Source organism: Marivita sp. S6314, from assembly GCF_023015985.1.
GTDB lineage: Bacteria > Pseudomonadota > Alphaproteobacteria > Rhodobacterales > Rhodobacteraceae > Marivita.
This window is the reverse complement of sequence record NZ_JALKAO010000001.1, coordinates 723,890-746,857: the sequence shown is the minus strand read 5'-3', so window position 1 is coordinate 746,857 and position 22,968 is coordinate 723,890. Positions and strand designations below refer to the sequence as shown.

At 61.2% G+C, this 22,968-nt stretch carries 26 protein-coding genes and 2 tRNA genes; 13 read left to right on the top strand and 15 right to left on the bottom strand.

Annotated features, from left to right (window positions below):
* Positions 1 to 33: 33 nt before the first annotated feature.
* From MWU54_RS03715 to MWU54_RS03705, 3 genes are read right to left on the bottom strand one after another with little or no spacing between them, the layout of a single operon-like run.
* Entirely contained in the window at positions 34 to 1,365 is a 1,332-nt protein-coding gene (locus MWU54_RS03715) for an 8-oxoguanine deaminase (RefSeq protein ID WP_247080851.1), read from the bottom strand.
* Positions 1,362 to 2,171 carry a histidinol-phosphatase gene (hisN, locus tag MWU54_RS03710; protein ID WP_247080850.1) on the bottom strand — a complete coding sequence of 270 codons (810 nt, stop codon included), beginning with the start codon at positions 2,169 to 2,171 and terminating at the stop codon, positions 1,362 to 1,364. Before hisN ends, MWU54_RS03715 begins: the two co-directional genes overlap by 4 nt.
* A gap of 56 nt (positions 2,172 to 2,227) precedes the next feature.
* The gene (locus MWU54_RS03705; protein WP_247080848.1) at positions 2,228 to 2,611 is read right to left on the bottom strand and encodes a helix-turn-helix transcriptional regulator; all 384 of its coding nucleotides are present in this window, start codon (positions 2,609 to 2,611) and stop codon (positions 2,228 to 2,230) included.
* 293 nt (positions 2,612 to 2,904) lie between these two features.
* On the opposite strand from MWU54_RS03705, the gene MWU54_RS03700 reads away from it, so the two are divergent.
* Positions 2,905 to 3,870 (top strand): NADPH:quinone oxidoreductase family protein, encoded by a 966-nt coding sequence (locus MWU54_RS03700; protein WP_247080846.1) that lies wholly within the window; start codon positions 2,905 to 2,907, stop codon positions 3,868 to 3,870.
* 3 nt (positions 3,871 to 3,873) lie between these two features.
* Here the strand turns inward: MWU54_RS03700 and MWU54_RS03695 are convergent, their stop codons facing one another.
* Positions 3,874 to 4,752 carry a LysR family transcriptional regulator gene (locus tag MWU54_RS03695; protein ID WP_247080845.1) on the bottom strand — a complete coding sequence of 293 codons (879 nt, stop codon included), beginning with the start codon at positions 4,750 to 4,752 and terminating at the stop codon, positions 3,874 to 3,876.
* Positions 4,753 to 4,877: 125 nt separating this feature from the next.
* On the opposite strand from MWU54_RS03695, the gene MWU54_RS03690 reads away from it, so the two are divergent.
* Together MWU54_RS03690 and MWU54_RS03685 are read left to right on the top strand one after the other, a co-directional pair.
* Positions 4,878 to 5,099 carry a DUF1127 domain-containing protein gene (locus MWU54_RS03690; protein ID WP_247080844.1) on the top strand — a complete coding sequence of 74 codons (222 nt, stop codon included), beginning with the start codon at positions 4,878 to 4,880 and terminating at the stop codon, positions 5,097 to 5,099.
* A gap of 166 nt (positions 5,100 to 5,265) precedes the next feature.
* Complete coding sequence (locus MWU54_RS03685) at positions 5,266 to 6,009, top strand: Bax inhibitor-1/YccA family protein (RefSeq protein WP_247080843.1); 744 nt, start codon at positions 5,266 to 5,268, stop codon at positions 6,007 to 6,009.
* A gap of 193 nt (positions 6,010 to 6,202) precedes the next feature.
* On the opposite strand, the gene MWU54_RS03680 is transcribed toward MWU54_RS03685, so the two are convergent.
* Positions 6,203 to 6,604, bottom strand: coding sequence for a hypothetical protein (locus MWU54_RS03680; RefSeq protein ID WP_247080842.1), 402 nt, complete (start codon positions 6,602 to 6,604; stop codon positions 6,203 to 6,205).
* 196 nt (positions 6,605 to 6,800) lie between these two features.
* Here MWU54_RS03680 and ftsY point away from each other — a divergent pair, with 196 nt between their 5' ends.
* The 3 genes from ftsY (at position 6,801) to MWU54_RS03665 (ending at position 9,781) form a co-directional block, all read left to right on the top strand.
* Complete coding sequence (gene ftsY / locus MWU54_RS03675; protein ID WP_247080841.1) at positions 6,801 to 8,180, top strand: signal recognition particle-docking protein FtsY; 1,380 nt, start codon at positions 6,801 to 6,803, stop codon at positions 8,178 to 8,180.
* Between the two features lie 97 nt (positions 8,181 to 8,277).
* On the top strand, positions 8,278 to 9,180 hold the full coding sequence (locus MWU54_RS03670; protein WP_247081037.1) for an EamA family transporter: 903 nt from the start codon (positions 8,278 to 8,280) through the stop codon (positions 9,178 to 9,180).
* A gap of 1 nt (position 9,181) precedes the next feature.
* Positions 9,182 to 9,781: an inner membrane-spanning protein YciB gene (locus tag MWU54_RS03665; protein ID WP_247080840.1), complete on the top strand. Its 600-nt coding sequence runs from the start codon at positions 9,182 to 9,184 to the stop codon at positions 9,779 to 9,781.
* On the opposite strand, the gene MWU54_RS03660 is transcribed toward MWU54_RS03665, so the two are convergent.
* Complete coding sequence (locus MWU54_RS03660) at positions 9,778 to 10,218, bottom strand: Lrp/AsnC family transcriptional regulator (protein ID WP_247080839.1); 441 nt, start codon at positions 10,216 to 10,218, stop codon at positions 9,778 to 9,780. The genes MWU54_RS03665 and MWU54_RS03660 overlap by 4 nt on opposite strands.
* A gap of 106 nt (positions 10,219 to 10,324) precedes the next feature.
* On the opposite strand from MWU54_RS03660, the gene MWU54_RS03655 reads away from it, so the two are divergent.
* The 4 genes from MWU54_RS03655 (at position 10,325) to MWU54_RS03640 (ending at position 15,547) form a co-directional block, all read left to right on the top strand.
* Positions 10,325 to 11,518: a type III PLP-dependent enzyme gene (locus MWU54_RS03655; RefSeq protein ID WP_247080837.1), complete on the top strand. Its 1,194-nt coding sequence runs from the start codon at positions 10,325 to 10,327 to the stop codon at positions 11,516 to 11,518.
* 40 nt (positions 11,519 to 11,558) lie between these two features.
* On the top strand, positions 11,559 to 13,856 hold the full coding sequence (locus tag MWU54_RS03650; protein WP_247081035.1) for a xanthine dehydrogenase family protein molybdopterin-binding subunit: 2,298 nt from the start codon (positions 11,559 to 11,561) through the stop codon (positions 13,854 to 13,856).
* On the top strand, positions 13,834 to 14,892 hold the full coding sequence (locus MWU54_RS03645) for a DUF2235 domain-containing protein (protein ID WP_247080835.1): 1,059 nt from the start codon (positions 13,834 to 13,836) through the stop codon (positions 14,890 to 14,892). Before MWU54_RS03650 ends, MWU54_RS03645 begins: the two co-directional genes overlap by 23 nt.
* 187 nt (positions 14,893 to 15,079) lie before the next feature.
* Entirely contained in the window at positions 15,080 to 15,547 is a 468-nt protein-coding gene (locus MWU54_RS03640) for a CoA-binding protein (protein WP_247080833.1), read from the top strand.
* 1 nt (position 15,548) lies between these two features.
* Here the strand turns inward: MWU54_RS03640 and MWU54_RS03635 are convergent, their stop codons facing one another.
* The 4 genes from MWU54_RS03635 to hisF form a co-directional block, all read right to left on the bottom strand.
* Positions 15,549 to 16,985, bottom strand: coding sequence for a DUF692 family multinuclear iron-containing protein (locus MWU54_RS03635; protein ID WP_247080832.1), 1,437 nt, complete (start codon positions 16,983 to 16,985; stop codon positions 15,549 to 15,551).
* Positions 16,986 to 17,408 carry a hypothetical protein gene (locus MWU54_RS03630; protein WP_247080830.1) on the bottom strand — a complete coding sequence of 141 codons (423 nt, stop codon included), beginning with the start codon at positions 17,406 to 17,408 and terminating at the stop codon, positions 16,986 to 16,988.
* Positions 17,409 to 17,585: 177 nt separating this feature from the next.
* The gene (locus tag MWU54_RS03625; RefSeq protein ID WP_247080828.1) at positions 17,586 to 17,894 is read right to left on the bottom strand and encodes a phosphoribosyl-ATP diphosphatase; all 309 of its coding nucleotides are present in this window, start codon (positions 17,892 to 17,894) and stop codon (positions 17,586 to 17,588) included.
* Positions 17,891 to 18,649, bottom strand: a complete 759-nt coding sequence (hisF, locus tag MWU54_RS03620) for an imidazole glycerol phosphate synthase subunit HisF (RefSeq protein WP_247080827.1) — start codon at positions 18,647 to 18,649, stop codon at positions 17,891 to 17,893. The genes MWU54_RS03625 and hisF overlap by 4 nt, the downstream gene beginning before the upstream one ends.
* A 299-nt stretch (positions 18,650 to 18,948) precedes the next feature.
* Here hisF and MWU54_RS03615 point away from each other — a divergent pair, with 299 nt between their 5' ends.
* Positions 18,949 to 19,413: a papain-like cysteine protease family protein gene (locus tag MWU54_RS03615; RefSeq protein WP_247080825.1), complete on the top strand. Its 465-nt coding sequence runs from the start codon at positions 18,949 to 18,951 to the stop codon at positions 19,411 to 19,413.
* Here the strand turns inward: MWU54_RS03615 and hisA are convergent.
* Positions 19,410 to 20,138 carry a 1-(5-phosphoribosyl)-5-[(5-phosphoribosylamino)methylideneamino]imidazole-4-carboxamide isomerase gene (hisA, locus tag MWU54_RS03610; protein WP_247080824.1) on the bottom strand — a complete coding sequence of 243 codons (729 nt, stop codon included), beginning with the start codon at positions 20,136 to 20,138 and terminating at the stop codon, positions 19,410 to 19,412. The genes MWU54_RS03615 and hisA overlap by 4 nt on opposite strands.
* A 136-nt stretch (positions 20,139 to 20,274) precedes the next feature.
* Between hisA and MWU54_RS03605 the strand changes: the two genes are divergently transcribed.
* Positions 20,275 to 20,661, top strand: a complete 387-nt coding sequence (locus tag MWU54_RS03605; RefSeq protein ID WP_247080823.1) for a DUF2147 domain-containing protein — start codon at positions 20,275 to 20,277, stop codon at positions 20,659 to 20,661.
* Between the two features lie 100 nt (positions 20,662 to 20,761).
* Here MWU54_RS03605 and hisH read toward each other — a convergent pair whose 3' ends face one another.
* Together hisH and hisB are read right to left on the bottom strand one after the other, a co-directional pair.
* Positions 20,762 to 21,397 (bottom strand): imidazole glycerol phosphate synthase subunit HisH, encoded by a 636-nt coding sequence (gene hisH, locus MWU54_RS03600; RefSeq protein WP_247080822.1) that lies wholly within the window; start codon positions 21,395 to 21,397, stop codon positions 20,762 to 20,764.
* The gene (hisB, locus tag MWU54_RS03595) at positions 21,398 to 21,985 is read right to left on the bottom strand and encodes an imidazoleglycerol-phosphate dehydratase HisB (protein WP_247081034.1); all 588 of its coding nucleotides are present in this window, start codon (positions 21,983 to 21,985) and stop codon (positions 21,398 to 21,400) included.
* A 108-nt stretch (positions 21,986 to 22,093) separates the two neighbouring features.
* On the opposite strand from hisB, the gene MWU54_RS03590 reads away from it, so the two are divergent.
* The gene (locus MWU54_RS03590) at positions 22,094 to 22,564 is read left to right on the top strand and encodes a GNAT family N-acetyltransferase (protein WP_247080821.1); all 471 of its coding nucleotides are present in this window, start codon (positions 22,094 to 22,096) and stop codon (positions 22,562 to 22,564) included.
* Here the strand turns inward: MWU54_RS03590 and MWU54_RS03585 are convergent.
* Both MWU54_RS03585 and MWU54_RS03580 read right to left on the bottom strand, forming a co-directional pair.
* Positions 22,565 to 22,639: transfer RNA gene (locus MWU54_RS03585), tRNA-Gly, on the bottom strand. It abuts the gene before it with no gap.
* Between the two features lie 23 nt (positions 22,640 to 22,662).
* Positions 22,663 to 22,737, bottom strand: a tRNA-Gly gene (locus MWU54_RS03580).
* Positions 22,738 to 22,968: the final 231 nt, after the last annotated feature.

Sequence of the window (22,968 nt, the reverse complement as noted above, 5' to 3'; positions counted from 1 at the left end):
ATCTGGCTACGCTTTTCGCAAAGCGTGCCCCGCTCAGGTCATCAGGTTGCGCGCAAGCTGCGTCTGCCGTTCGATCACACGCGGCAGGTCCAGCGTGGTGATCTGGCTGTCCTTCACGATATGCCGGCCCTCGACAAACAGATGTCTGACCCGCGTCGGACCGGCCAGGAGCAGCGCCGCCGGATCCCAGCTGCCTGCGCTTTCCACACCCGAGACGTCCCACAGGGCGATGTCCGCGCGTTTGCCCACCGCGATTTGGCCACAATCATTGCGGCCAAGCACCTCTGCGCCGCCGCGCGTGGCGATAAAGAGGGCTTCGCGCGCGCTCATGGCATCTGCGCCGTTCTGCACGCGCTGCAGAAGCATGCTTTGCCGCGCCTCTGCAATCAGGTTGCCCGCGTCATTGCTGGCCGATCCATCGACACCCAGACCGACGTGGACCCCGGCATCGCGCATCTGGCGCACCGGCGCGATACCGGATCCAAGGCGACAATTCGAACAGGGGCAATGTGCAACCCCGGTCCGGGTTCTTGCAAAGAGATCAATCTCTTCTCCGTCCAGCTTCACGCAATGCGCGTGCCAGACATCCGGCCCGGTCCAACCGAGATCTTCGGCGTATTGCCCGGGGCGGCAACCGAATTTTTCCAGGCTGTAGGCGATGTCTTCGTCGTTTTCCGCCAGATGCGTGTGCAACATCACCCCTTTGTCCCGCGCCAGCAGCGCTGCGTCGCGCATCAGGTCACGGCTGACCGAGAAGGGGGAACAGGGGGCGACGCCGACCCGCACCATCGCGCCTTCGGATGAGTCGTGATGCGCGTCGATGACCCGGATGCTGTCTTCCAGAATGGCGTGTTCCGCTTCGACGAGGCTGTCTGGCGGCAGTCCGCCATCGCTTTCGCCGATGCTCATTGCGCCGCGCGTCGGGTGGAAGCGCATCCCGATCTCGGACGCGGCCGCGATGGTGTCATCAAGACGCGCGCCGTTGGGATAGAGATAAAGGTGGTCAGAGGTCAGCGAACAGCCGGACAAGGCCAGTTCCGCCAGTCCGATCTGTGCCGAGACAAACATCTCTTCCGGCCCGAATCGGGACCAGATCGGATAGAGCGTTTGCAGCCAGCCGAACAACAACGCGTCCTGCCCGCCGGGCACGGCCCGTGTCAGGGTTTGGTACAGGTGGTGATGCGTGTTCACCAGGCCGGGGGTGACAACGCAATGGGACGCGTCGATGTGAACATCGGCAGTTTCGGTCTCTGCTCCAATGGACTGAATGCCCCCGTTTTCAATCAGGATGTCGACACCTGTCATTTCTTGCAGATCGTCATCCATCGTCAGAATGTGTTGACAGTTTTTCAGAAGCGTTTTCATTGTGATGCACCGCAAAGTTTATTCAATGCCTGAGCGTGCAATTCCGGCGTTGCCGCGGCGAGCGCGGTGCCGCCGTGATGTGCCGGGGCGCCGGTCCAATCCGTCACGATGCCGCCTGCGGCCTCGATCACCGCGATGGGCCCTTGGATGTCATAGGCGTTCAATCCGGCTTCGATTACGAGGTCGATTTGCCCGGCGGCGAGCAGTGCGTAGGCGTAACAGTCGCACCCGTAGCGTGTCAGTTTGACCGCCTCGGACACGCGCTGGAACGCGCGCCGTTCGTCCTCTGTTCCGATCTCGGGGAAGGTGGAAAACAATGTGGCGTCTGCGAGCGTCGCGGTGGTTGTTGTCTGCAGCACATCATCGCGGCCGGGGCCGGTCCAGCGGGCCTGTCCCAATCCGCCCATGAAGCGTTCACCGACATAGGGCTGGTCGATCAGGCCCATGAACGGCCCGGTGTCATCGGAAAGCGCGATCAGGACGCCCCAGGTGGGTGTGCCGCTGATAAACGACCGCGTGCCGTCGATCGGATCAAGCACCCAGGTCAGGCCGGTTGTGCCCTCAACGCTGCCATGTTCTTCGCCAAGGATGCCGTCATCGGGACGGTGTTCGGCCAGCACCGCGCGCATGGCCGTTTCGGCGGCGCGGTCTGCAATGGTGACGGGGTCGAAGCCGGATGCCAGTTTGTTGTCGGTGCTGAGGTTGCGTGACCGGAAATGCGGCAGGATCGCATCCCGCGCGGCGTCCGCCATACGTTCAGCCACCGCCCAGAGGTCGGTGGCTTCGGTGCTGGAAAACCTGGTCATGAATCGCCCCCTAAGCGTCGCCCGTTAGATCGGGCCACCTTAGGCGACGGTTCAATTCATGCAACGTCCGACAGAACGCGTGCCAGTTCGAACAGGCGACGCCGCTGATTTTCCGGAATCGCATAGTACGACCGGACCAGATCCAGCGCTTCTTTATCGCCCAACAGGTCAGAGGGGACCGCATCAGACGCCGTGGCTGGAGCCGCGCCTTCTTGTTGTGCCTCTTCGATGCCTTCAAAGAAAAACGCCACCGGCACGTCGAGCGCATCAGCGATATCCCAAAGCCGGGATGCGCTGACGCGATTTGCGCCGGTTTCGTATTTCTGGATTTGCTGAAACTTGATTCCCACTTTTTCGGCGAGTTGTTGTTGGGTCATGCCCACCAACCACCGACGATGCCGGACCCGTTTTCCAACATGTATGTCAACAGGATGTGCCATCGTGCTCCCTTTCGTCAGATCAATCGGAACTTTTTTTACTGTCGGTTGGCATTGCGGATATCCTGGCTAAGAGTAACCCCAAGAAACAACCTATCCGATTGTTGGTGCGTCGACGCTATAGCATGACATGAGTTGGAGCAAGAATTTTGCTTGGGAACCGACAAAAATGATAAAAAAACGTTAACGACGTCCTTTCAGCGATTGTGATTTGACGCTGTGTGGGGCGCTTGCGGCGGCGACGGCAAGCGCGTAACGCTGCGCAGGTAAATGATAATTCCAGACAGGACAATCCTATGAAGGCGTTTCAAGTTCAGAGCCATGATGCCACGCCAGGCTTTAAGGAAACCCTAATGCCAGAGCCTGCTTCTGGAGAGATTCGCGTCGAGATTCACGCCTGTGGACTGAATTTCGCCGATCTTCTGATGGTCAAAGGCACATATCAGGACACCCCGGACCTGCCATTTACCCTGGGGATGGAAGTCGCGGGGCGTGTTGATGCGGTCGGCGACTCGGTGAGCGGTCTTGCTGTCGGGGATCGTGTCGCGGTGTTTGGCGGGCAGGGGGGGCTTGCGGAGTTTGGCTGTTTTGACGCCGCGCGCGCTGTGCGCCTGCCGGATGACATGCCGATGGTCGATGCGGCGGCGTTCCAGATCGCCTATGGCACCAGTCATCTGGCGCTTGACCACCGGGCCCGCCTGCAACCGGGAGAAACCCTTCTGGTATTGGGGGCCGCCGGGGGTGTCGGGCTGACGGCGGTTGAAATCGGCAAGCTGATGGGCGCGACTGTCGTGGCCTGCGCGCGCGGGGCAGACAAGCTCAAGGCGGCACAGGCCGCCGGTGCCGATCATCTGATTGATGCGCACTCCGCCGATATCCGCGCCGAGATGAAATCCCTGGGCGGGGCGGATGTGGTCTATGATCCGGTTGGTGGCGAACAGTTTGACGCTGCCTTCCGATCCTGCAATCCGGAAGCGCGGTTGCTGCCCATCGGGTTTGCCAGTGGCACGGTTCCGCAGATCAAATCGAACCATCTGCTGGTCAAGAACCTGTCCGTGCTGGGGGTGTATTGGGGCGGATACCTGCAATTCCGGCCCGACATCGTCACCAAGAGCCTTGCCACGCTTCTGGAGTGGTATGCCGACGGAAAGCTGAAACCGCATGTCAGCCACGCCCTGCCATTTGACCAGGTTGCAGAGGGGCTTGAGTTGCTGCGATCGCGGAAATCCACGGGCAAAGTGGTGATCCGCATCAGGGACTGACGGTTATTCGGCAGCGGCCCGCAGATCGACACCCGAGATCGACGCAAATTCGCGGCGCAGCAAGGTGCAGAGCGGCTCGATGATCTGCGACCGCGCAGTTCCACGGTAAAGCGCAACCGATTGATGCCCCAGATCGGGCAAATCCGCGCTGCTGGGAATCGCTTCGAATTGTGGGGGTTCGTGTCCTTCGAGCACCGACGTGATCGCCAGATCGGCGCTGACCGCCACGTCAATGGCGCGGTCACTGTCGGAGGTGAGAACCAGATCCCAGGTTGCGCCCTTGTCTTCCAGACTGCGCAAGGCCACCGGTCGGAACGAGCAGTGATTGCCAAACGCCACCGGGATCGGTGAGTTTTTCCACGCCTGCCCACCGGGCGCGCCGTACCAGCGCAACGGGACTTTCATCAGAATTTCGGCCGTGCTGTCGGGTTTGGTTTCTGTTGTGAGGATGACATCCACCGTACCGCGCGCGAACTGATCCTTGAGGTCACTGGTGTACGAGCTGAGCAACTGCACTTTGACCCTTGGGAAATCCCGCTGCATGGCTTTCATGACATTGGGGATCGCGGGATAGATGATGTCATGCGGCACGCCGAGGACCACCTCGCCCTCCCAGACCGTATTGGTCAGCTTGCCGTAAACCTCGTCGTTCAGTTCAACGATGCGCCGGGCATATGTGAGCAGTTGTTCCCCCGCAGAGGTCAGCGCAACCCCGCGCCCCTGCCGATCGAGCAGCGTCAGATCAAGACTTTCTTCCAGCCGTTTGATCTGCATCGACACCGCCGATTGCGTGAGGTTCAGGAAAGCCGCCGCGCGCGTCACACCGCCGGAATCTGAAACGGCGATGAAGGATCGAAGCGTCGTGATGTCCAGATTGCGCATACATCACATTCCTTGATGATTGAGTTCAAAAACATTCGTTTCACAAATGAGCATAACAAGCCCATATGCATCAGGCAAGACGATGGGTTGAGTGAAATTCATCACGGATGTGAAAGGGTAGTGACATGATGAGCATGATGGAAAACGTATTTGGCCGGTCTTACGCCCGGACGTCGCAAGCAACCGTTCTGGAGCGCGTGAATGCCGCTCTGGCCCTGCGGCGCAGCCGCGCGCAACTGGCGGCGCTTGACGCGCATCTGCTGGCGGATATCGGGATTGCGCAAGATGTCGCAGCGGCAGAAGCCGCGCGGCCGATCTGGGACACAACAGCCCCTTGGAAACGCTGAATTTCAGCCAATTCTGACGTTTTCCCTCTGAAAAATGCAAATCAAATGTATTTTTTACCCGATCCCCCGCATCTCGACGCTTGAAATGCGGGGAAGGACAACCGATATTTGATGCATCTGTTTCTCGCAGGTGCGGGAAACGCCTGAGTTTCATTCGGAGGGATAAATGGCTGAGTATAACACAATCCGGACGACCGGTGCCGCCGGCGCCCGTGCCGCCCAGATTGATGAGGGTCTGCGCGCGCATATGAACAAGGTCTATGCGACCATGTCGATTGGCATGTTGCTGACCTTCGCGGTCGCTTGGGCGGTTGGCACAAGCCCACAACTGCTTGCGGTTTTCCGCGACCCGGCGACGCTTCAGCCGAACATCCTTGGCTGGATCGTAATGTTCGCGCCGCTGGCAATGGTGTTCCTGTTCGGCGCGGCGATCAATAAACTGTCCGCAGCCGGGGCGCAGACGTTCTTCTATGTCTTCGCGTCCGTCATGGGCCTGAGCCTGAGCTGGATCTTCGTGGCCTTCACCGGCATGTCGATTGCGCAGGTGTTCCTGGTGACATCGATCGCCTTTGCTGGCCTGTCGCTTTGGGGCTACACCACGAAGAAAGACATCTCGGGTTGGGGCGCGTTCCTGATCATGGGCGTGATCGGTCTGATCGTGGCATCGATCGTCAACATCTTCCTCGGGTCTCCCGCGATTGCCTTCGCGGTGTCGATCCTGGGTGTGCTGATTTTCGCGGGTCTGACCGCGTATGACACGCAGAATATCAAGAACACCTATCTTCAGCACGCCGCGCATGGCGACAGCGAATGGATGGCGAAATCCGGGATCATGGGCGCGTTGAGCCTGTACCTGAACTTCATCAACATGTTCATGTTCCTGTTGCAGCTGTTCGGCAATCGCGAATAACGTCAGACATTGTTTGACGATAAAAGGCTGGCCTCGGGGCCAGCCTTTTTTGTGTGCTCCCGCCAAAAGGCGCGGCCATGTCGGCCACGGGTGCTCTTAATTTTTACTGGCGCGTTCCCAGAAACTTCGTACGAAGTTTCTGTCACCGGGTTTAATAAATTCTTTTTGCGGATCGAAATAATCCTGCCACGGATCAAACGCCGATCTCCGGACCAAGACACATCATCGGCTCATCACTCTGCCGGGCTTCGTACAGCGTCGTTGCCTCTGGATTGTTCTGAAAGATCGCCCGCAACCCGTCGCGGTCGCGAAAAAAGGACCAGCATTGCGGGTTCGGGTTGTCCTCATAGACAAAGCAGATCAGCTCACCTTCTTCATACCAGATCCCGTCTTTGCATTGGCCGTCCAGAAACGACCATCGCACCCGGCGATCATCCAGGTATTCCTCAACCCCGTAAGCATCGCCATTCTGACCGAAATACAGCGTTTTTCCGGTGACATAGGATTCAAACTCGGCACCGGACAACGGTTCCGCCGCCCCAACGGGAAAGGCCATCAAGCCGATCAAAGCGGCGCGGGTCATAAGCTGTTTCATGCTCGGAATCGTAGCCAATAAAAGCCGTCAGCACAAATGACATCGACGGCAGAAACCCGCGACCTGTCCGATCCGCACCACCTTGTTGAGCCCGCCTCCAAAACCCGTCGGATCCGCGCTCTGCGCGCGACAGCCTTCCATCTCGGACAACAACCCACTAACTGAAGGGAAACGTTCCGGAACATATAGGCCGCGCATGTCCTTTTTTGGCAAGCTCAAGAACAAGCTCTTCAAATCCTCGTCCAAGCTGGACGAAGGGCTCGACGCGATTGTCTCGGATGGGGGCGAAGAAACCCCGACGCCCGAGGTGGAGACGCCGCAGCAAACGCCCCCGGTCAAACCGGTTGACATTCCACCGACCCCGCCCGCGCCGGACCTGCCGCCACAAGACCCCGCGCCCGTCGCGCCGCCGCCCGTCGAAGCGCCGCCGCCGCAGGACCCCACACCCGCGCCGGACCTTCCGCCGTCTGTGCCCACCGATCCGCCAGCCCCGGATCTGCCAGCGGAACCGGACGTACCCGAGCCGCCGGTCGAAATTCCGCAGGAAACGGATCCTATTCCAGACCCGGTCGAAGAGACGCCTGTCGCGCCTCCGGTCGAAAACCCGGTGCCCACCCCCACACCGTTCCGCACCCAGGACATTGCGCCCCGGCTGCAGGACACCGTGCCAGCCGCAGAGCCAGCCAAGCCCGGTCTTCTCGGCCGTCTGCTGGGTCGTTCGGCCGCGCAGACCGAGGTGCGCCGCGAACTGGATGATGACATGCTGGAGCAGCTTGAAGAGCTGCTGATCCAGGCTGACATGGGCGTGGACACGGCGTTGCGCGTGACCGCCAACATCGCCGAAGGGCGATTTGGCAAGAAACTCAGCGTGCGGGAGATCAAGGAACTGCTGGCCCAGGAGATCGCCCGCATCATGGAGCCGGTCGCGCGACCCTTGCCGCTCTATCCCACCAAACCGCAGGTGGTGCTGGTGGTGGGAGTGAACGGATCGGGCAAAACCACAACCATTGGCAAACTGGCCAGCCAGTTTCGCGCCGCTGGCAAAAACGTGGTGATCGCGGCAGGCGATACGTTCCGCGCCGCCGCCGTAGAGCAATTGCAGGTCTGGGGCGACCGCGCCGGGGTGCCGGTTTTGACAGCCCCCGAAGGTTCGGACCCGGCCAGCCTCGCGTTTGACGCCATGACCAAAGCCCAGGCCGAAGGCGCGGACCTCTTGATGATCGACACCGCAGGCCGCCTGCAGAACCGGCAGGACCTGATGGAGGAACTGGCCAAGATCGTTCGGGTGATCCGCAAGAAAGACCCGGACGCGCCGCACAATACGCTGCTGGTGCTGGACGCCACCACAGGCCAGAACGCGGTCAGCCAGGTCAAAACCTTTCAGGACCTTGCCGATGTGTCGGGCCTTGTGATGACCAAGCTGGACGGCACCGCCAAGGGTGGCGTTCTGGTGGCGTTGGCAGACAAGTTCGGCTTGCCGATTCACGCCATCGGGGTCGGCGAACAGATCGACGACCTGTCGCCATTCGATCCCGAAGAATTTGCCGCCGCCCTGACCGGACTTGCTGCTGAATGAAGGCATCTCTGTTTGAAAAATACCTCGGGGTGAGGCGCGAAGCGCCGAGGGGCAGCGCCCCTGACACGGATTTTCGAAAATCCGTCCCCCACCCATGATCAGCGACTGGCTGATCTCGCTCGAAGGCACGCCGCAGGGACATCAGGTTGCATTGAGCCTCGCACTGATGGCGGCCGTGTTGCATGCGATCTTCGGCGCGCTGCAGAAGGGCCGTCACGATCCGTGGCTGTCGCGTGGGGCGATTGATGCCAGCTATTGCCTGATGGCGGCACCTTTTGCGCTGTTCGTGGTGCCGTGGCCGGAACCGCATATGTGGCCGATCTTTGCCGGGGCGTTTGTCATTCACCTCGCGTATAAACTGCTGCAGGCGCAGGCCTACACCAAGGGCGCCTACACGGTGGTCTACCCGGTTGTCCGGGGCACCGGACCCTTGTTCACGGTCATCGGCGCGTACCTGATCTTCGGCGAAAGCTTTACCCTGATCCAATGGACAGGGCTGGGGGTTCTGCTGATGGGGATCTTCGGGCTGGCCGTCTACAACCTGATTTTCCTGGAAGCCGACCGCGCCACGCTGCCTGCGGCTTTGGCCTTTGCCTTGGCGACGGGGCTCTTCGTGGCGCTTTACACCACGTTTGACGCCTATGGCATCCGGGCCACGGCGGACCCGTTCACCTTTCTGGCGTGGTTTTTCATGATTGATGGTGTGGCGATGCCCATTCTGGCCGCGTTGCGGTACCGCACGATGACCTACAAACCCGCCTTGCCGCCATTGGCTCTCCGAGGTGTGATCGGCGGGCTGGTGGCCTTTCTCAGTTTTGGCTCCATCATGGTGGCCACGCGGCTGGACCAGGTGGGTGAAGCGGCGGTGCTGCGGGAAACCTCGACCGTGTTTGCAGCTGTCATCGGCTGGGTGTTTTTGAAAGAAACCGTGGGGCCGCGCAGGATTGCGCTGATGGCCCTGATCGCGCTAGGGGCGGTTATCGTGGAAGTAGGAGGCTAGAGTGGCACACCGGAACGTTCCTCAATGGGTGAAATCGGCGCTGGAACTGGGCCCGGTGATCGGGTTCTTCGTGGCGTATATCTATCTCAAGGACGAGGTCTTCACGATCGGCAGCACCGATTACGACGGGTTTGTCATCGTCACGGCCGGATTTATCCCGGTGATCCTGGCGTCCATGGGCCTGTTGTGGTGGCTCACCGGGCATATCAGCCGCATGCAGATCGTGACGGCTGTGCTGGTGGTGGTGTTTGGCGGGCTGACGGTCTGGCTGAATGATGATCGGTTTATCAAGATGAAACCCACGATGGTGTACCTGCTTCTTGGCGGGGTTCTGGCTATCGGGTTGCTGCGTGGGCAAAGCTACCTGCGGGTGGTCATGGGCGAACTGCTTCCGATGGAGCATGAGGGCTGGATGATCCTGACCAAACGCATGACGGCGTTTTTCTTTTTGCTGGCGGCTTCGAACGAGTTGGTCTGGCGCACGCAAACCACCGAATTCTGGGTCTATTTCGAAACGTTTGTCCTGACCGGTGCGCTGTTTTTCTTCTTTATCGCGCAGGCCGGGTTGATCCAGAAATACAGCACCGCGGAAGACGATTAACCCCGGCGGTCGATCTTGGTCGAAAGATGAATAAAGCTTTCTGAGCTTTGGACTCCCTTGGCTTCGGCGATATCGTCCAGGGTTGTATCCAGATCCCGCGTCGTGCGCGCGCTGAGGTCGACAATCAGATCGGCGCGGCCCGACACCGTGACAACCGCTTCGACATTGGGCAGGGCGCGCAGCCGCGCAACCACCGCAGGGCCGGTGCGTGGGGCGATGGCCACAAGCACCGTCGCCCGGATCGGGGCCGCCACCGCATCCCCGGTGCGCACGGTAAACCCAGCAATCACACCTTTCGCCAGCAACCGGTCAATCCGCGCCTGCACCGTGGTGCGGGCCAGCCCCAACTGACGGGCCAGTTCCGCCACCGGCGCACGCGCATCTGCGCGCAACAAGGCGATCAATCGTGCATCTTTTTCGTCGATATGCTCAGTCATGTCGTCATACTGCTGCAAATTGACTCCCTTTGGCAAGAAATGACACTCCACACTGTCACGAATTCGCGGAAAACTGAAAGGTAAGGCAGCATTTCAGGAGGCAGACATGGTCGCCGGGGCAGAAGATATCAAACATGCGCGGTTCGAAACCGCGCGGGATCGCAACGTGGTTTCCGAGTTCGTGCAGTCCAGGCAACCGGACATTCCGGTTTTCCTGTTTCGGCCCGACCAATTGCGCCACACGGCAGCACGGTTCCTCAAGGGGTTTCCCGGCGCGGTCAGCTATGCGGTCAAAGCCAATCCGCATCCTCAGGTCTTGCAGGCTCTGGCGCAAGACGGCATCACCACATTCGACGTCGCCTCGGTTGCCGAGATGCACGCCGTCCGTGCCGCGCACCCGAAGGCGCGGTTGCATTACCACAACCCCGTCCGGTCGCGGGGTGAAATCGCGGCAGCAAAGGCGATGGGGGTGGCGTCGTGGTCGGTGGATCGCGCGTCAGAGCTGGACAAATTGGCAGATCTGCCCTCCGGCAGCGACATTGCGGTCCGGCTGACCTTGCCGATGTCCGGGGCGGCGTATGATTTCGGCACGAAATTCGGGGCTCGATTTGACGAGGCCGTGGCGCTTCTCCGACAGGCGCGGCAGATGGGCCATGTCACCTCCATGACGTTTCATCCCGGAACGCAATGCACCGATCCGACGGCCTGGACACGCTATATCGCGGCCTGTGCCGACGCCGCGCAGCGGGCGGGGGTGCGCCTGGCATCGCTGAACGTGGGTGGCGGATTTCCGGCGCTGGCGTCGCGCAGTGATCCATCGCTTGCGGCGATCTTTGACGCGGTGCGCGCGGCACATGCCCGGTATTTCCCCGACACCGCCCCCCAGCTTTGGTGCGAACCGGGGCGCGCCATGGTGTCGGACGCGATGTGGCTGTTGCTGCGGGTCAAGACACGCAGCGGTCACGCGCTTTACATGAATGACGGCGTCTACGGCGCGTTGGGGGAATGGCGGGACATGGCCGTGCCGGGTGCGAAAACCGTGCTTGGCACAATCGGCCAGCCGGTAGAGGGCCCGGCTGAGGCGTTTTCGATCTTCGGCCCAACCTGTGACAGTCTGGATGTCTTGCCCAGCACATGGCAGCTTCCGGTCGGCATCGCCGAGGAAGACTATATTCTTGTCGAAGGGGCGGGCGCGTATACGTCGGCCCTGGTCACAGGGTTCAACGGGTATGGCGCGTCAGAGGTCATCGACCTGACCGATCTGCACGAACATGGTGGACAGGACCGCCTCGCAGGCTAGTGTCGCGCTCAGAGATGAGGCTTTGGGGCGCGGGCACGACATGGAAAAATTCGGCAAATCCCAATCGGTTGTGCGCACGGAAGACGTGCGATTCCTGACCGGGCAGGGGCGCTATGTGGATGACATTGCGCCCGACGGCGCGCTGTTTGGCTACGTGCTGCGGTCTCAGGTGGCCCATGCCGAGATCACAACACTGGATGTCAGCGCGGCGCGTGACGCCGAAGGGGTGCATCTTGTCCTGACGCAAGAAGACCTTGAAGCGGCGGGCATCACCAAGGGATTGTGGGGCACAACCGTTCCCAACCGCGATGGCTCCAAGGGTGCGGACCCGTTTCGCCCGCTTCTGGCCAAGTCACGGGTGCGGTTTGTGGGCGAAGCCTTGGCCTATATCGTGGCCGAGACGCTGCAACAGGCCAAGGATGCGGCCGAGTTGATTGAGTTCGAATACGACGATCTGCCCGTGCATCTGGAGCGCGCCGCGGGCGGGTCACCGATCCACCCCGAAGCACCGGACAATCGGGCCTTTGATTGGGGCAAGGGCGATGAAGACGCGACCGCCAAGGCGTTTGCGGCGGCCCACCGGACCGTGTCGCTTGAGGTTGAAGACAACCGCATCATCGTCAATGCGATGGAGCCGCGCGGCTGTTACGCCGAAATGCGCGACGGTCGGCTGCATCTGGCCCTGAACGCGCAAGGGGTCTGGGTGCACAAAAGCCAGCTTGCCCGCGTTCTGAACCTGTCAGAGGACGACATCCGCGTCACCAACCCGGACACCGGTGGGGGGTTCGGGATGAAGGGCATGCCCTATCCGGAAAACTTCCTGACGGCCTTTGCCGCCCGCACGCTGAACCGCCCGGTGCGCTGGATGTCTGACCGGACCGAGGCGATGCTGTCGGACAATGCCGGACGCGATCTGGGCCATCGGGCCGAACTGGCCTTTGACGAAAACAACCGGATCACCGCCTACCGGGTGCACACGGTGGCCAATATGGGCGCGTATAATTCGCATTTCGCGCAGGCGATCCAGACCGATCTTTTCGCCAAAGTGCTGATGGGGGTCTATGACGTGCAGACAAGCTGGCTGCGGGTCGAGGGGATTTACACCAACACCACGCAGGTCGATGCCTATCGCGGGGCAGGGCGACCCGAAGCGATTTACCTGATCGAACGCCTGATGGACCGGGCGGCGCGAGAACTGGGTGTCGATCCATGGGACTTGCGCCGCCTGAACTTTATCAAGCCGCACCAGTTTCCATACGTCTCGACGACCGGCGAGACCTATGACGTTGGCGATTTCGAGCGTGTTCTCGACCATGCCGCGCGGGTCGCCGATCGTGACGGGTTCGCCGCGCGTCGTGCAGCGTCGGCCAAGGCGGGCAAACTGCGGGGGCAAGGGCTGTGCTACTATATCGAAAGCATTCTGGGCGCTCCGTCGGAAGACGTGAAGGTGACGTTCGATGACGATGGCGGGGCCAGCATCTATGTCGGCACGCAATCGAACGGGCAGGGGCACGAAACGGTGTTTGTGCAGTTCCTGTCCGACCAAACCGGCATCCCCGCCGACCGGATTCGGTGCATCCAGGGCGACAGTGACCTGATCCCGCGCGGCGGTGGCACTGGCGGGTCCCGGTCGGTGACCGTTCAGACCAACGTGACCCTGCAGGCGGTCAGTGACATCGTCACGGCGTTTTCGACCTTCCTGGCCGACACACAGGGCGTTGATCCAGGCGAGGTCAGCTTTGATGATGAACGTTTCCGCATCGGCACGTCGAATGTCACGCCAACCATGCTTGATGTTGCGCAAATGGCGCGGGATGCGGGGCGGGATGACCTTTTGACCTACACCGCCACCGCAACGCTTGAGGCGCGGTCCTTCCCGAATGGCGCGCATGTGAGCGAAGTTGAAATCGACCCCGAGACCGGGGTTGTGGTCGTGGACCGCTACACCGTGGTGGATGATTTTGGCAATCTGATCAATCCGATGCTGGCCGAAGGTCAGGTGCATGGTGGCGTGGCCCAGGGCATTGGTCAGGCGCTGACGGAACATGTGGTGTTCAGCGAAGACGGGCAGTTGCTCACAGCAACGTTCATGGACTACGCGATGCCACGGGCCGATGATCTGCCCATGATTGGATTTGAAACCGAACCGGTGCCGTCGACCACCAACCCCATGGGGATGAAGGGCTGCGGCGAAGCGGGCACCGTCGGGGCGCTGGCCGCCATTGCCAACGCGGTACAGGATGCCTTGTGGTCCGAAGGTGTCCGCCAGGCGGATATGCCGTTCACGCCACACCGGGTCTGGGGCATGTTGCAGGATGCGCGCGTCGCGGCTGAGTAACCGTGTCCTCGGCTGGTTCCGCAGGCGGTTTGCTGCGGGCCAGTCCCCGGTTTCCGTGCGCCGGGGCCGTAGGATCCATGTCATCATCCTGGACGGCACCCTGTCGTCCCTGCTGCCCGGAGAGGAAACCAATGCCGGGCGCTTGTACCGCCTGTTGCAGGAGGTCGGTGGCGATCTGTCACTTTACTACGAATCCGGTCTGCAAATGGCGGATTGGCGCAGTCTTCCCCACGTGATGACCGGACGTGGTATCAACCGCCAGATCTGCCGCGCCTACGGGTTTCTGGCCTCGCGCTATCGCCCCGGCGATCACATCTATTTCTTCGGCTATTCGCGCGGGGCCTTCGCGGTGCGGTCGCTGGCCGGGGTGCTTGACCAAATCGGCCTGTTGCGCGCGGAACATGCCATCGAACGCAATATCCGGCAGGCCTATCGCCTGTACCGGTCATCGCCCGACAGCGACGCGGCGCGGGATTTTTCCCGACTCTTCTGCCACGACGCCGCGCCGATTGCCGTGGTCGGGGTGTGGGACACGGTCAAGGCGCTTGGATTGCGGCTGCCGCTGCTGTGGCGTCTGACAGATGCCCATCACGCCTTTCACAACGACCAGCTTGGCCCGTCCATCGAACACGGGTTTCATGCGCTGGCCTATGATGAAACCCGCATGGCCTATGCGCCTGTGCTCTGGACCTGCCCACCGGGATGGAGCGGGCATGTCGAACAGGTGTGGTTCAAGGGTGTGCATGGCGACATTGGGGGCCAGTTGCGTGGCCGAGAGCAGGCGCGACCTCTGGCGAACATCCCGCTGGTCTGGATGCTGGACCGGGCCAACGCGGTTGGGCTTGATCTGCCCGCAGACTGGCGCACGCGGTTCGAGCAGGATCCCACCGCCCCGTCTTCGGGCAATTGGCGCGGATGGGGATCGTTGTTCCTGCACCGTCGGCGGCGCAAGGTGGGCGCTGATCCGTCCGAACGGATACACGAAACGGTCACGCTGGCACAGGAGGCAACGGCTAGGGGGGCTGTGTCCACCTAATTCCTGACAAAAACGTTATCAAATTTATTGGGCGCGCCCTTTAAACCCCATGGGGAGACCCTACCTAATATCCAGAGGCGCGGGAGTGGAACATCCGCGCATCCTTCACTGTCCCTCGTTCCAACACTTGCGCCCAAGCTAGTCTTGGGCGCTTTTTCTTTTTCAAGGACCTGTTTAGGGTCAGCCCATGACCTACTCAGACACCTTCCTGCGCGACATTCTCAAACGGACGAAAACCGTCGCGGTCGTTGGTGTGTCTACCAATCCGGTCCGCCCGTCCTACTACGTCGCGCGTTATCTGGCGCTCAAGGGATACACGGTGATCCCGGTCAATCCGGGCCATGCGGGCAAACGGCTTTTCGGCGCGGAGATCGTCGCCAGCTTGTCCGATATCTCTGCGCCGGTGGATATGGTCGACATCTTCCGCCGGTCCGATGCCGTGCCGCCGATCGTCGACGCGGCGCTGGAGGCGTTCCCCGACCTGCAAACCATCTGGATGCAGATCGGCGTCGAACACGCGGAGGCGGCGGCAAAAGCCGAAGCGCGCGGTGTGGACGTGGTGATGAACCGCTGTCCCAAGATCGAATACCAGCGGCTCTTCGGCGAGTTGCGCATGGGCGGGTTCAACACCGGGGTGATCTCGTCCAAGCTCTAGGTTATCCCGCCGATTGAGCAGAAAACCCGTCGGACGTTGCGTCGGGTAATATCTCCAGTTCCCACTCCGGTGGCTTTGGTTGCGCAGGCAAACGGCCTTCGACCAAGGCCTCGAACACCGGGGCCGGATCACCGGGAAAGCGCACGATCTTCGGGGTGTCTGATGTCAGCATTTCGATAAACGCCATGTCATAGTCCAGAAGCCCCAGCATCAGCGGATCATGTTCGCCCTGCGCGATCAGCCAGTTCCGGAATGCGGCGGCCTCCAATGGGGCGAACATCTGCGGCGATTGGGCATCGAAATAAGCCGACAGTGTCTGTTCAAACCGGTCCCCGTCACGCAGCAGTCCGTAGCGCACCGCACGCGGCAACGCCCGTGTGAGCAGGGAGCCCCGGAACGACCGCGCAAGAAACGCATAAAGCGTCAAAAGCGGGTGATCCTCGGGCCAGAGGTGGCCGGACGGATCGGATTTCCAGACCGCGCGGGTCAGGCTGTCCTCCCATTGCGCGGGCGAGGTGTCGTGGCTGTCCACAGGTGTGACGATATCAAACGGGCGCAGGTCACTGCGGCTTTGACCGGCATGCGCCCAGATGCTGCGCAAATCCTCGACGATCTGATCGAATTCGGCGTCATCCACCCGTTCAAGGAACGTGTCGTAAATCTCGAAATTCACCGCGCCCAGGTTCGGAAGCTCGGCGATCACCTCGCGCGCGCGGGCGGCCAGCGCGTCGGGCATGGCCCCGGAATGGCTGTCAAGCCAGACGCCTCCCATCTCTTCACCGCCCGCCAGATGCACCTCCCACACCCGGTCGAAGGGGATTTGCGACAGGGTTTCATCAATGTCGATCCGGTCGTTGATATGGTTGCACCACAGGTTGTGCAGGTCGAGCAGCAGTCCGCAATCGGCCTCTTCCGCTACCCGGCGCAGGAACACGCCATCCGGCATTTCGAACGCTTTACGCTTGAGATACGCCACACCCGTTTCCACGGCGACGGGTCGTCCAAGACCGGCTTTGAAGGCCTGAATATTGGCCACGGCCGTTGCGACGCCGTCTTCGGTTTGCAGCGGTGGCAACAGGAACCCGGCGGATTGATGCGGTGTGCCGGCGACGGACAAATGTTCCGATACCCACGGGCTGTTCAAACGATCCGCCGTCGCCTTGAGCAACGCCATCTGCCCCGGATCAGGCCTGCGTGTGCCGCCAAGGGGCACGCCGACGGAATGCACGAGTTTCGCCTGTGGCAATTCGGAAAAGGCCTCAAGCGCCGGGCGGAATTCGGCAAACGGGCCGTCGATCGGGTCATCGGCGAGCCAAAGCGTTTGCGGTTCAATTTCAAGCACGTCCAAAGCGTCGGGACGGCGGCGCAGAAATGGTGTGAGCGCCGCCGAAAAGATCATCCCGATGCCCAGCTTTGGCGGCTGGAACATCGCGGACATTTACCCGAACCGCACGGCTGCGGCGTCGACATTCAGCTGTTCATCCAGCAGGAAGTTCTGCTCGAATTGCAGCCGCAGATCATGGCCCGAGCAACACGCGCCGCAGCCGGTGAATTCAGCGATCTTGTCGATGGCGCGAAACACGTTGTCGATCTGGGCACCGGTTTCGGGGGCCAGCGCAACGGTGTTTGCCGCAGGGCGGGGTTTTACCTCTGCCATCGCCCGAGGCATGCCGCGCGATTCCAGATCGCGGAACACAAGATCGCGGTGGATGTCGAACCGGATGTCATGGCCGGAACAACAGGCCGGACAGCCCAGTTTATCAAGGATCGTGCCAACCGCCTTTTTGAATACGCCGATGTCAGCGGCAACCGAGGCAGGCATGGTCACACGAACGGGGGATGCAATGTCTACGTCTTTCATGGAAACACCTTTGGGTTAAGAGGAATTGAAAATGCAGCAGTCGATGCGCAAAAAAACGGTGCGCATCGCCAAGGTACCAAAGGCTGTGGAAAACGGGTGTTCCATCCGTGTGAGTACGGTGTGAACGGTGTCTAAGTTGGTGTCAGGCGTTCAGAATACAGATTTGATTTTCGGCTATCAGGACCGTGACGCCTTTTCCTGAAGCCCGGATTGCGCCTGACGGCGGTCCAGTTCGGCCATCACATCCGCCAGGGCCACGTTCCGCGATTTCAGCATCACGAGCAGGTGAAACAGGACATCGGCGGCTTCGGACGTCAATTTGTCCCGGTCATTCCTGACCGCCTCGATGATCGCTTCCACCGCTTCTTCGCCAAATTTTTCGGCGCATTTTTCCGGGCCTTTGGCCAACAGCTTGGCGGTCCAGCTGTCGTCGGGGCTGGCCGCTGCGCGGGTCGCGATGATGGTTTCCAGTTCTTCCAACGTCATAGCCGCACCGGGATACCCGCCTCTGCCATATGGGCCTTGGCCTCGCCAATTGTGTATTCGCCAAAGTGAAAGATGGAGGCTGCCAGCACAGCGCTGGCGCCACCTTTGGTCACGCCTTCGACCAGATGATCCAATGTGCCAACGCCGCCCGAGGCGATCACCGGCACGTCCACCGCGTCCGAAATGGCTTTCGTCAGGGGCAGGTTGAACCCGGCCTTGGTGCCGTCGCGGTCCATTGAGGTCAGCAGGATTTCCCCCGCACCCTTGGCGACCACGGTTTTGGCAAACTCCACAGCGTCGATGCCCGTGGGTTTGCGTCCGCCATGGGTGAAGATTTCCCATTTGCCGGGGGATACGGTCTTGGCGTCAATCGCCACCACGATGCACTGGCTGCCGAATTGATCTGCGGCTTCGGCCACCACGTCGGGGTTGGCGACGGCGGCGGAATTGAAGGACACCTTGTCGGCCCCCGCCAGCAACAACGCCCGCACATCCGCGACGGTCCGCACGCCACCGCCCACGGTCAGCGGGATAAAGCACTGCTCTGCCGTGCGGGTGACCACGTCGAACATCGTGCCGCGATTCTCGTGGGTGGCGTGGATGTCGAGGAAACAAATCTCGTCCGCCCCTGCCGCATCATAGGCGCGAGCCGCATCCACCGGGTCACCGGCGTCGCGCAGATCGACAAAGTTCACACCTTTGACCACACGGCCATCGGCAACATCGAGACAGGGAATGATCCGGGTTTTCAACATGCCCGCGTGATAGTCGCAATCCGCCTGCGAGGAAAGAGGCCGATGGTGTCTATCCCTTTGGAGAAACGCAATTTGATGTCGTGACGCAGGATGAGATCGCAAGGCCGGCCAGCGCCCTTGATCGCCTTGGATTACCGCACCCATGACGCCTGGCAGACGACGCAAAATGGACGGGCGTACGAGGTCATAACAGGCGGCGTGGCCTCTCCAGTCCGGCGTAAGAGTTGATCGAAACGCGATTCGGGGGCATTCTTTTTACATAACTTCCAAAAACATTTTATTTCCGGAGACCGATTACCATGGCTGAAGTAAAGCTAAACGTGCCGCTGATCCCGCAACGCCTCGCGTTGAGTTGCTGGTATGCCAGCGCCTGTATGATCGGGTATTATTACGAGGCAGGCCCGCGATACGGGATGCCCAACGTATGGCAGGAAGGCCGGATCATTTTGTTCGAAGAGGTCGCCACATTGGCCCGTAACGAAGACATGGTCTTTCTTCAGTCTGCCACACATGATTTCACCGCTGCGTCGCTGATCGACACGCTGTCAAACTATGGACCGATCTGGGCGGGAACGCTTTGGAAAGGCTACGGCCATGCCGTTGTCATCACCGGTTGCAGTACTGAAGGCGACGATGGCGGGACCGTGTTCTACAACGATCCGGAACCTGTCGATGTCGGAGGCACGGCGACGGTGTCGATCAAGACCTTCAACACCCAAAGGTGTCGCGGCTATCTTCTGGTCCGGGACCCGGCAACGATCTAAGTGGCTGCGGACATCACCGACAACGCCTCTTTCAGATCAATCGCCCCGTCATAAAGCGCGCGGCCCGAGATTGCGCCGTTCAGGTTAGCCCCGCAGTCGCGCAGTGCGATCAGGTCGTCCAGCGACGACACCCCACCCGACGCGATCACCGGGATCGACACGGCGCGGGCCAGATCGGCGGTGGCCTCTACATTCGGCCCCTGCATCGCGCCGTCGCGGTTGATGTCGGTATAGATGATCGCCGCCACACCTGCGTCCTCGAACGACCGGGCCAGATCGGTGACCATGACATCGGTCTCCTCGGCCCAGCCCTTGGTGGCCACACGGCCGTCGCGCGCGTCGATGCCCACGGCGACGTGGCCCGGAAACGCCTTTGCGGCCTCGCGCACCAGATCGGGGTTCTCAACCGCCACGGTGCCAAGGATCACCCGCTGCAGACCCTTGTCGAGCCAGCGTTCAATCGTTGCCATATCCCGGATGCCCCCGCCCAGTTGCGCCGGGACCTTGGTGCGGGCCAGAATGGCCTCAACCGCCGCCGCATTCACCGGCTCGCCCGCAAACGCACCGTTCAGATCGACAAGGTGCAACCAGGTGCACCCGGCCTCGACGAACTCCATCGCCTGGCTGGCGGGATCATCGTTGAACACCGTCGATTTTTCCATGTCCCCGCGCAGCAGGCGCACGGCCTGGCCATCTTTGAGGTCAATCGCTGGGTAAAGGATCATGGCTGGTCTCCGGTCAGAATTCCCCCCGCGCTTTGACATGACGGAACGGCACTTGCAACGCGACCCAGCGTCAATCTTGATCCGTTTGCACCGGGTCGGTCAGGATTGCCGCACCACTCTGAGGGAGGACGGAACGATGAAGATGATGGCACTCGCCGCCGGTTTTGCACTGGCCGGGACAATGGCACTGGCGGACCCGGTGGTCGGCACGTGGAAAACCCAACCGGGTGACGACGGCAATTTCGGCTTTGTCACGATCACCACCTGCGGGGCCGAGATCTGCGGCACGCTGGGGCAGGGCTATGATGCAAACGGCAAGAAGATCGCGTCGCCGAATATCGGGCGCAAGATGATCTGGGCGATGAAACCGCAAGGCGGTGGCGCGTATATGGGCGGCAAGATCTGGGCCCCGGACCGCGACAAGACCTACAATTCGAAGATGACGCTGAATGGCAACCGGTTGAAGGTTGAAGGATGCGTTTTGGGCATTTGCCGTGGCCAGACCTGGACCCGCGTCAACTGATCAAGATGTGCGCTGCGCGCGCCGTTTTTGCCTGCCCCGGTGGGGCAGGCGGTTTTGAGGCGCTGCCTCAAACTCCGAGGTATTTGACAAACAGAGACGCTCAGGGGCGCCATCTGAGGAAGTTGGCGATCATCCGAAGACCTGTGGCGGCGCTTTTCTCGGGGTGGAACTGGAACCCGACCATGGTGTCGCGGGCCACAATCGCGGTGACATCGCCGCCGTAATCGACATGGGCTATCCGTTGATCCGGGGTGTCGACGCGCATCTGGTAGGAGTGCACGAAGTAGGCGTGCTCTCCGGATGTGATGCCGTCGAGAACCGGGTGGGGTGCGTCGATCACCAGGTCATTCCAGCCCATATGCGGCACTTTCAGCGCCGTGTCCTTGGGTGTGATCCGGTCCACAACGCCGTCGATCCAGCCCAGCCCGTCTGTTGGTTCATATTCCAGCCCTTGTCGCGCCATCAGTTGCATGCCGACGCAGATGCCAAGGAAGGGGCGGGCCTTGACGTCAACGGCTTCGACCATCGCGTCAAAAGCGCCTGAGGCGCGCAATGCCGCAGCACAGGCCGGAAACGCACCATCGCCGGGCAGGACGATCCGGTCGGCCTTGGCGATCACGTCAGGATCAGACGTGACGGTGACGGACCCGGCATCGGTTTCAATGGCCATCCGCTGAAAGGCTTTTTCGGCCGAATGCAGGTTGCCGCTTTCGTAATCGATGATGGCTGTCAGCACTTACAAGGCACCCTTGGTGGACGGGATCGCGTCTGATTTGCGGGGATCGACCTCAAGCGCGTCGCGCAGGGCGCGGGCGACGGCCTTGAAGGCGGCTTCGGCGATGTGGTGGCTGTTGATCCCGTGCAGTTGATCCACATGCAGTGTGATGCCGCCATGGGTGCTGAACGCCTGGAAGAACTCGCGCACCAGTTCGGTGTCGAATGTGCCGATCTTGGAAGCGGGCAGATCGACGTTCCAGACGAGGAACGGCCGCGCCGACAGATCCAACGCCGCGCGCACTAGTGCGTCATCCATCGGCAGGAGGCACGCGCCATAGCGGACAATCCCGCGCTTGTCGCCGACCGCCTGGGTCAGCGCCTGTCCCAGCGCGATGCCCACATCCTCGACCGAGTGGTGATCGTCGATATGCAGATCGCCGTCGCAGCGCACTTTCATGTCGATCAGCGAATGGCGGGCCAGCTGGTCCAGCATGTGGTCAAAGAACCCCACGCCGGTCTGGTTGTCGTACTGGCCTGTGCCGTCGAGAGTGATCTCGACGGTGATCCTGGTTTCTGCCGTATTCCGCGTCACGGTTGCGCTGCGCATATGTGATATCCCTTTCAGATCAGCGGCCTTATAGGCCTGTGCCCGCGCCGCGCCAAGCCACTGTGGCACATCATTGCGGCGTCGTGTCGGACGTGCCAAGCAGAGGGCATGACCTGCCGCGTTGCGACCCGCACCGATTATGACTGTCTGGGACAGATCATGTTCCGCGCCATCCGCGAAGGGCCCAGCCCCTACACGGACGCGCAGCGCAGGGCCTGGATGCCCCGGGTCAATGCCGGGCCAGGCTGGGCCGCGCGGTTGGCGCAGCATCACGTGGTTCTGTCTGCAGAGGGGCCGGACATCGTTGGGTTTATGACCGTTGATCCGGCTGGCTATATTGATCTGGCCTATATCCTGCCCGACGCGCGCGGGCAGGGGCGGTTTGCGCAGCTTCTGGACGCCGTGACAGAGCACGCGCGCGCGCGGACCTGTGCCGGGCTCTGCACCCATGCCAGTCTGATGGCGCAGCCGGCCTTTGCGCGGCACGGGTTTCGCGTTGTCCGACAGGAAACCGTCATCCGGTCCGGGGAAACCCTGCGCCGGGCCGAGATGTATAAATCTTTGAAGAAAGAGGCCTGATGGAGCGGGCGAGGCGATTCGAACGCCCGACCCTAACCTTGGCAAGGTTATGCTCTACCCCTGAGCTACGCCCGCGCTGCCATCAGTTTTGACCGGATTGGAGCGGGCGAGGCGATTCGAACGCCCGACCCTAACCTTGGCAAGGTTATGCTCTACCCCTGAGCTACGCCCGCGCTGCCAATCTGGTGAGGCGGATTTAGTGGGTGTTGTGCGCGGGTGCAAGGGGAAAATTGCGCGAAACGTACAGGGTGCTCAAACGCGCGGAAAAAGGGTTGCGCGAGGCTTTGGGCGCCACGGCGGGTTTGGTGCATCGCGACTGTTCACGTGGCGAACACCTAACGCGGAGCGCTTCTCCGACATACGGCCCGTGTGCATCCGAAAAATGCTGATGAACGCCAACCGGG

What these genes read in the sequence shown, in the direction of transcription:
- hisA (WP_247080824.1), bottom strand. Translation starts at nt 20,138, where the DNA reads ATGATCCTTTACCCAGCGATTGACCTCAAAGATGGCCAGGCCGTGCGC.
- MWU54_RS03590 (WP_247080821.1), top strand. Translation starts at nt 22,094, where the DNA reads ATGACCTGCCGCGTTGCGACCCGCACCGATTATGACTGTCTGGGACAG.
- MWU54_RS03650 (WP_247081035.1), top strand. Translation starts at nt 11,559, where the DNA reads ATGGAAAAATTCGGCAAATCCCAATCGGTTGTGCGCACGGAAGACGTG.
- hisF (WP_247080827.1), bottom strand. Translation starts at nt 18,649, where the DNA reads ATGTTGAAAACCCGGATCATTCCCTGTCTCGATGTTGCCGATGGCCGT.
- MWU54_RS03690 (WP_247080844.1), top strand. Translation starts at nt 4,878, where the DNA reads ATGATGAGCATGATGGAAAACGTATTTGGCCGGTCTTACGCCCGGACG.
- MWU54_RS03645 (WP_247080835.1), top strand. Translation starts at nt 13,834, where the DNA reads ATGCGCGCGTCGCGGCTGAGTAACCGTGTCCTCGGCTGGTTCCGCAGG.
- MWU54_RS03700 (WP_247080846.1), top strand. Translation starts at nt 2,905, where the DNA reads ATGAAGGCGTTTCAAGTTCAGAGCCATGATGCCACGCCAGGCTTTAAG.
- MWU54_RS03685 (WP_247080843.1), top strand. Translation starts at nt 5,266, where the DNA reads ATGGCTGAGTATAACACAATCCGGACGACCGGTGCCGCCGGCGCCCGT.
- MWU54_RS03715 (WP_247080851.1), bottom strand. Translation starts at nt 1,365, where the DNA reads ATGAAAACGCTTCTGAAAAACTGTCAACACATTCTGACGATGGATGAC.
- MWU54_RS03660 (WP_247080839.1), bottom strand. Translation starts at nt 10,218, where the DNA reads ATGACTGAGCATATCGACGAAAAAGATGCACGATTGATCGCCTTGTTG.
- MWU54_RS03655 (WP_247080837.1), top strand. Translation starts at nt 10,325, where the DNA reads ATGGTCGCCGGGGCAGAAGATATCAAACATGCGCGGTTCGAAACCGCG.
- MWU54_RS03605 (WP_247080823.1), top strand. Translation starts at nt 20,275, where the DNA reads ATGAAGATGATGGCACTCGCCGCCGGTTTTGCACTGGCCGGGACAATG.
- ftsY (WP_247080841.1), top strand. Translation starts at nt 6,801, where the DNA reads ATGTCCTTTTTTGGCAAGCTCAAGAACAAGCTCTTCAAATCCTCGTCC.
- MWU54_RS03705 (WP_247080848.1), bottom strand. Translation starts at nt 2,611, where the DNA reads ATGGCACATCCTGTTGACATACATGTTGGAAAACGGGTCCGGCATCGT.
- MWU54_RS03630 (WP_247080830.1), bottom strand. Translation starts at nt 17,408, where the DNA reads ATGAAAGACGTAGACATTGCATCCCCCGTTCGTGTGACCATGCCTGCC.
- MWU54_RS03680 (WP_247080842.1), bottom strand. Translation starts at nt 6,604, where the DNA reads ATGAAACAGCTTATGACCCGCGCCGCTTTGATCGGCTTGATGGCCTTT.
- MWU54_RS03695 (WP_247080845.1), bottom strand. Translation starts at nt 4,752, where the DNA reads ATGCGCAATCTGGACATCACGACGCTTCGATCCTTCATCGCCGTTTCA.
- hisN (WP_247080850.1), bottom strand. Translation starts at nt 2,171, where the DNA reads ATGACCAGGTTTTCCAGCACCGAAGCCACCGACCTCTGGGCGGTGGCT.
- MWU54_RS03640 (WP_247080833.1), top strand. Translation starts at nt 15,080, where the DNA reads ATGACCTACTCAGACACCTTCCTGCGCGACATTCTCAAACGGACGAAA.
- MWU54_RS03625 (WP_247080828.1), bottom strand. Translation starts at nt 17,894, where the DNA reads ATGACGTTGGAAGAACTGGAAACCATCATCGCGACCCGCGCAGCGGCC.
- MWU54_RS03635 (WP_247080832.1), bottom strand. Translation starts at nt 16,985, where the DNA reads ATGTCCGCGATGTTCCAGCCGCCAAAGCTGGGCATCGGGATGATCTTT.
- MWU54_RS03615 (WP_247080825.1), top strand. Translation starts at nt 18,949, where the DNA reads ATGGCTGAAGTAAAGCTAAACGTGCCGCTGATCCCGCAACGCCTCGCG.
- hisB (WP_247081034.1), bottom strand. Translation starts at nt 21,985, where the DNA reads ATGCGCAGCGCAACCGTGACGCGGAATACGGCAGAAACCAGGATCACC.